This window comes from Clostridia bacterium, from assembly GCA_028698525.1.
In the GTDB taxonomy this organism is placed as follows: domain Bacteria; phylum Bacillota; class Clostridia; order JAQVDB01; family JAQVDB01; genus JAQVDB01.
In genome coordinates, this window is the sequence record JAQVDB010000101.1 from 1 (window position 1) to 4,846 (window position 4,846).

The 4,846-nt window shown below is 36.9% G+C and carries 3 protein-coding genes; all 3 read right to left on the reverse strand.

Annotated features, from left to right (window positions below):
* Positions 1-18: 18 nt before the first annotated feature.
* A complete protein-coding gene (locus PHP06_10525) occupies positions 19-1,992 on the reverse strand; it encodes an SDR family NAD(P)-dependent oxidoreductase (GenBank protein ID MDD3840975.1) in 1,974 nt (657 codons plus the stop codon).
* A gap of 142 nt (positions 1,993-2,134) precedes the next feature.
* Positions 2,135-3,115, reverse strand: coding sequence for a substrate-binding domain-containing protein (locus PHP06_10530; GenBank protein ID MDD3840976.1), 981 nt, complete (start codon positions 3,113-3,115; stop codon positions 2,135-2,137).
* A partial coding sequence (locus PHP06_10535) for a sensor histidine kinase (GenBank protein ID MDD3840977.1) occupies positions 3,105-4,846 on the reverse strand: 1,742 nt, incomplete at its 5' end. The genes PHP06_10530 and PHP06_10535, both read right to left, overlap by 11 nt.

Consider the following 4,846-nt stretch of genomic DNA (forward strand, 5'->3'; position numbering starts at 1 on the left):
AGCTATGAAATAATATATTTAATTCAACATTATCTGCCCACCTGTCACAGGCACTGCCTGCCCCGTTTCATATTCTTGTTCTATTATATAAAATATGGCTTTCGCAACATCTTTAACGGTACATCCTCTTCGTATAGGAGTTTTTGCTTCATAGGCCTTCTTTACATCCTCTACAGTTTTTGCCCCCGGCACTTTACCTGCTTGGAGATATTGTACAAACAACCCCTTTTCCGGATCAGACCATAGGGGGCCATCATAGAAATTACCCGGACATACAGAGTTTACCTTTATATTGTATTCTACCAGCTCAAGGGCAAAACTTTGTGTCAAACCTACACCCCCAAATTTACTACCTGCATATGCAAAGTTCTTATTGCTTCCTGCAAGACCGGATTTTGAATTTACCTGTATTATATCCATAAAATATTCTTTGTTAAATCTATGTTGTATTTTCATAGGTTTAGATGCATATTTTGCACATATAAAATAAGCATTGTAATTTATCTTGGTAACAAAATCAAAATCCTCTACATTCATCTCTTCTAAACTGCCTGCCCTTACCACTCCTGCATTGTTGACAAATACATCTAATCCTCCATATTCTAGAACGGTATTTATCACCATGTCATTTACATCCTTTTCATCTGCCACATTTACCTTTACAGCTATGGCCCTACCCTTCCCATATAAACCAGTCAGATTGGCTGCATTTTCTTCCGCCATGGGATAGTTTAAATCAGCTATAACCATATTGGCACCCTGTTTTACCATCTCCTCGGCTATCCCTTTACCAAACCCTTGGGCACTCCCAGTCACAATAGCAATTTTATCGGACAATCTTTTTGTATCATCTACTGCCAGTCCTATCTTACTCCTGTAGGACTCCACTTCCCATTCATTTATAAATCTAATCAATTCATCGGATAAGAATTTATGACCTCCAAAGGCCTGTGTATAAACTGATATTTTTACCGCGTCCATGAACACATCTGCAGCTATATCTGCATTTTTCTTGTTTTCCCCGTGAGCAAAGAATCCCAGATTCTGCACCGCAATTATCTTAGGCATGAACTGATTTTTGTCCTTATATTCCTTTACCTTGCTTTCTATCACATCGTATTGCTCATCGATATCCTCAAAACAAGGTATAAACAAGGGCTGATATCTACAGTAAACTATGTGATCAGGAGAATATGCCGATGAAACTGGAGCAAAGCTTTGTTCATCCTTGACAAGCTCCATTACTTGCTTGTTCGTTCTAAAAGTTACAATTGAGCCCCTATTCTCTTGTTTCAGAAGCATCCTTATGGCAGGAGCTATTTCAGCTGCCCTCTGTCTGTCAAACTGAACTTGAGAAAAATCTGGTTGGTTTTTTATTTCATCCTTTATCTTATTTACCACATAGTCGGTTATTTTCTTGATTTCTTCAATAGTATCAGCCGCTATAAAAATGCCATGATTGCCTAAAAATACAATATCAGGGTCTTTGGAAAACTTTTCTCTATATTTTTTGATCTCTTCTCTTACCGCAGCTGCCAAAATATATCCAGGCTTTGTGGCATCTACCCATATTGCCTCATCCTTAAAAAGTCTCTCTACCGCATTTTTCCCCTGTTGACTACATGTGATACCATTTATCAAAGCAGGATGGGTGTGCACTACATATCTTTGGCTGAATAGATCGTGCAAAGAAGTCTCAACACTTGGTCTCTTATTATATTCAATCCTTTCACGTGCATCCATTAAATCCTCAAGGACTTGGGCCTCCCGTTCATCGTTATCCTTGGAATATTGCCTTTCCCACATTTTGGCAAGGGCGCTTCTATTCATCTTAACAAAACCTTGTTCTGTAATGTCTGCTAGAGTAGTTCCAGAACCTTTTATGTATAAATGCTCGTCTGTTTTATATGATGTATTGCCTCCACCTGCCAACACAAATTCAGGTTTTTCTCCATAATAATTTGATATTTTCACCAATTGTTCCAAACTCACGTTATCTACCTCATTTCTATTGATTTATAGATTGTTATATAGATAGTTTAAATACTTGTCTTAAAATCTAGAAATTCATCTAATTGAATATTATACTATAAGGATAATTTTATTCAAACATTGCAAAATATTGATATAAAATTTAATCCACAAAGGGAAAAAGTAGCTTTTGATTTTCAGGTGTATACAGATTGTCCTTATTTATCAATACTGTCCCTGTATCCACATATTCCGGTTTTTTCAAACCTTTGCTTATTTCAATCGCCTCTTTAACCCCTAGATAGCCCATATTAAAAGGCTTCTGCACCATAACCGCATGGAGTATCCCTTTTTCAATAAATTGCACCTCATCGGTGTTGCAATCAAAACCTACTAGTTTTATCTTGCCTCCCTTACCTTGTTTCTGTAAGGCACTTGCAATCCCCATGACTGTCTTTTCGTTGGAACCGAATATTCCGTCTATATCGGGATGCTCTTTTAACATCTTGAATGTCTCTCTATACCCTATATCTTCATCGCCATTGCTAAACCAAGTCTTTTCAATCAATTCTATATCCTCATATTTTCTCATCTGTTCCCTGAATCCTTGCTCCCTCTCTATAGCAGTGGATACACCTTCTACATGTGCCATTATCGCCACCTTACCTTTGCCCTCCAACAACCGAGCCATCTCGTCCGCGGCCTGTCTCGCAGCCTGTATATTATTGGTGGCCACAAAACTTTTACACATCTGAGTATTTATATCAGAGTCCACCATAACCAAGGTGATTCCAGCCTTTATAATCTCTTCCCCTACCGGAGCAACCTTTTCATAATCAGATGCCGGAAGTACTATTGCTCTAGGCTTTTTAGGTATCAAGTCTTTCAGTATCTCAATCTGTTCATCTACATCGGTCTCTTTCATAGTACCGGTAAAAACTATAGGAATGCCCATCTCGATCGCTGCAGTTTCTGCTCCCATTTTAACGGTCTGCCAGAATTCAAATTTTGAGTCTATGGATTTCAGCACTACATAAACTACGTTTTCCCCAATATCATTGTAATTTAATCTATTGATAACATACAATATGCCCAAAATAACCAGAACTGCAATCAGTATAAAGCAAACAATCCTATATTTCATCTTCAAGTTGTTCACTCCTCCCGGATGCCCTCACTGGAAGCCAAATCCTGACACTTGTACCTTCATATATCTCACTTTGTATTTCCAAACCATATTGTTCTCCAAAGTATAATTTTATCCGTTCATCAACATTTTTAATGCCTACTCCGCTTAGTTTTGAGGTCTTTTTTAAATCGGGGTCAAATAGCTTCTTTATAGTCTCTTGGCTCATCCCAACCCCATTATCCTTTACTTCAAACAATATCCTATCGCCTTTTTTGCTTCCTGTGATGACTATCTTCCCAGGCTCAGTCATATTCTTAATGCCGTGATATATGGCATTTTCCACTATAGGCTGTAGTATAAGCTTTATAGTTTCATACTTCATCACTTCAGGCTCTACATTTATTTCATAATCTAACTTATTTGAATATCTGATCTTTTGTATCTTTAAATAATTTATAACATGCTCTATCTCTTTATATATAGGCACAAATTGCCTGCCCTTGCTTATACTTATCCTAAAAAGCTTGGCCAGAGAGGAAGTCATTGTGGTAACCTTTTCATAATCCTTTGCCTCTGCCATCCACACTATAGAATCCAAGGTGTTATATAAAAAATGGGGATTTATCTGTGCCTGCAAAGCCTTAAGCTCGCTCTTTCTTATCTGTTCTTGTTCTTTTTGGTTCTGCTTTATCAGGTTATTGATCACTCTGACCATATGATTGAATGTCTTGCCCAAATCCCCTATCTCATTGTTCTTTTTTATATCTATACTCACATCCATTTCCCCATCCTCAAAGCGATTCATGGCATCTGTAAGCTCATTCACCGGATACAATATCTGCCTAGTTATAAGTATAGATAAAAATATCGCAATTACCAATGAAATTATACCCATTATCAAAAAGAAGTTTCTCAATATAGGCATATAATCCGAAATATCATCTATATATACAGCCCCTATCACCTTCCAGCCCGAATAATCCGATGTGGTGATGGTATATTGCTTTTTCAAGCCTTCCTCTTCCACTACAATATTACCATCAGGAGAATCCATGATTAGATCTATTTCCTCTTTTTTAAGATCGCTGTAAAGCAACTGCTGTTTGGGGTGATATACAATATTTCCTTCCGAATCCAATATAAACACATACCCCTTCTTCCCTAATTGTATCTTTCTACACATGTCGTCGATCAAATTAAAATTTAGGTCTATCAATAAAACTCCTATATTTCGGGATTCATCATGATTTTTCAAGGCGTAACTACAAGATACCACCCATTTATACTGCCCCTCAATTATATTCTGAACATGGGATTCAGAAACTGCTATTGAATCAGTATCCATGGCCTTTATATACCAGGGCTGATTTTTAAAATCAACATAATCTTTTATTTTGGCTCCTGTATCGCTGGCTATCACTCGATCTGAATCAGCTGCAAATATAAATATGTTCAAAATATCATTTCTAGAAAAAACAAAGTTGCTCAGATAGTTAGCTATCTCTTCTTTTATGAGAATCTCATCAGAATAACGTCCCTCTAGATAATCCCTTATAGTCTTGTTATAATAGATGTTCTTTGAAATTGTTTCTACATTGTCAAGATAATACTGTATATTATAATTAACTTGTTTTACCAGCTGATAAACATATTCCCCTGAATTTTTTTCCACCATATTTCCTGTCACATAATAAGATATAGATGCTATAGACACAACGATCAATATGATGAGGGTGGAAAAAGCAC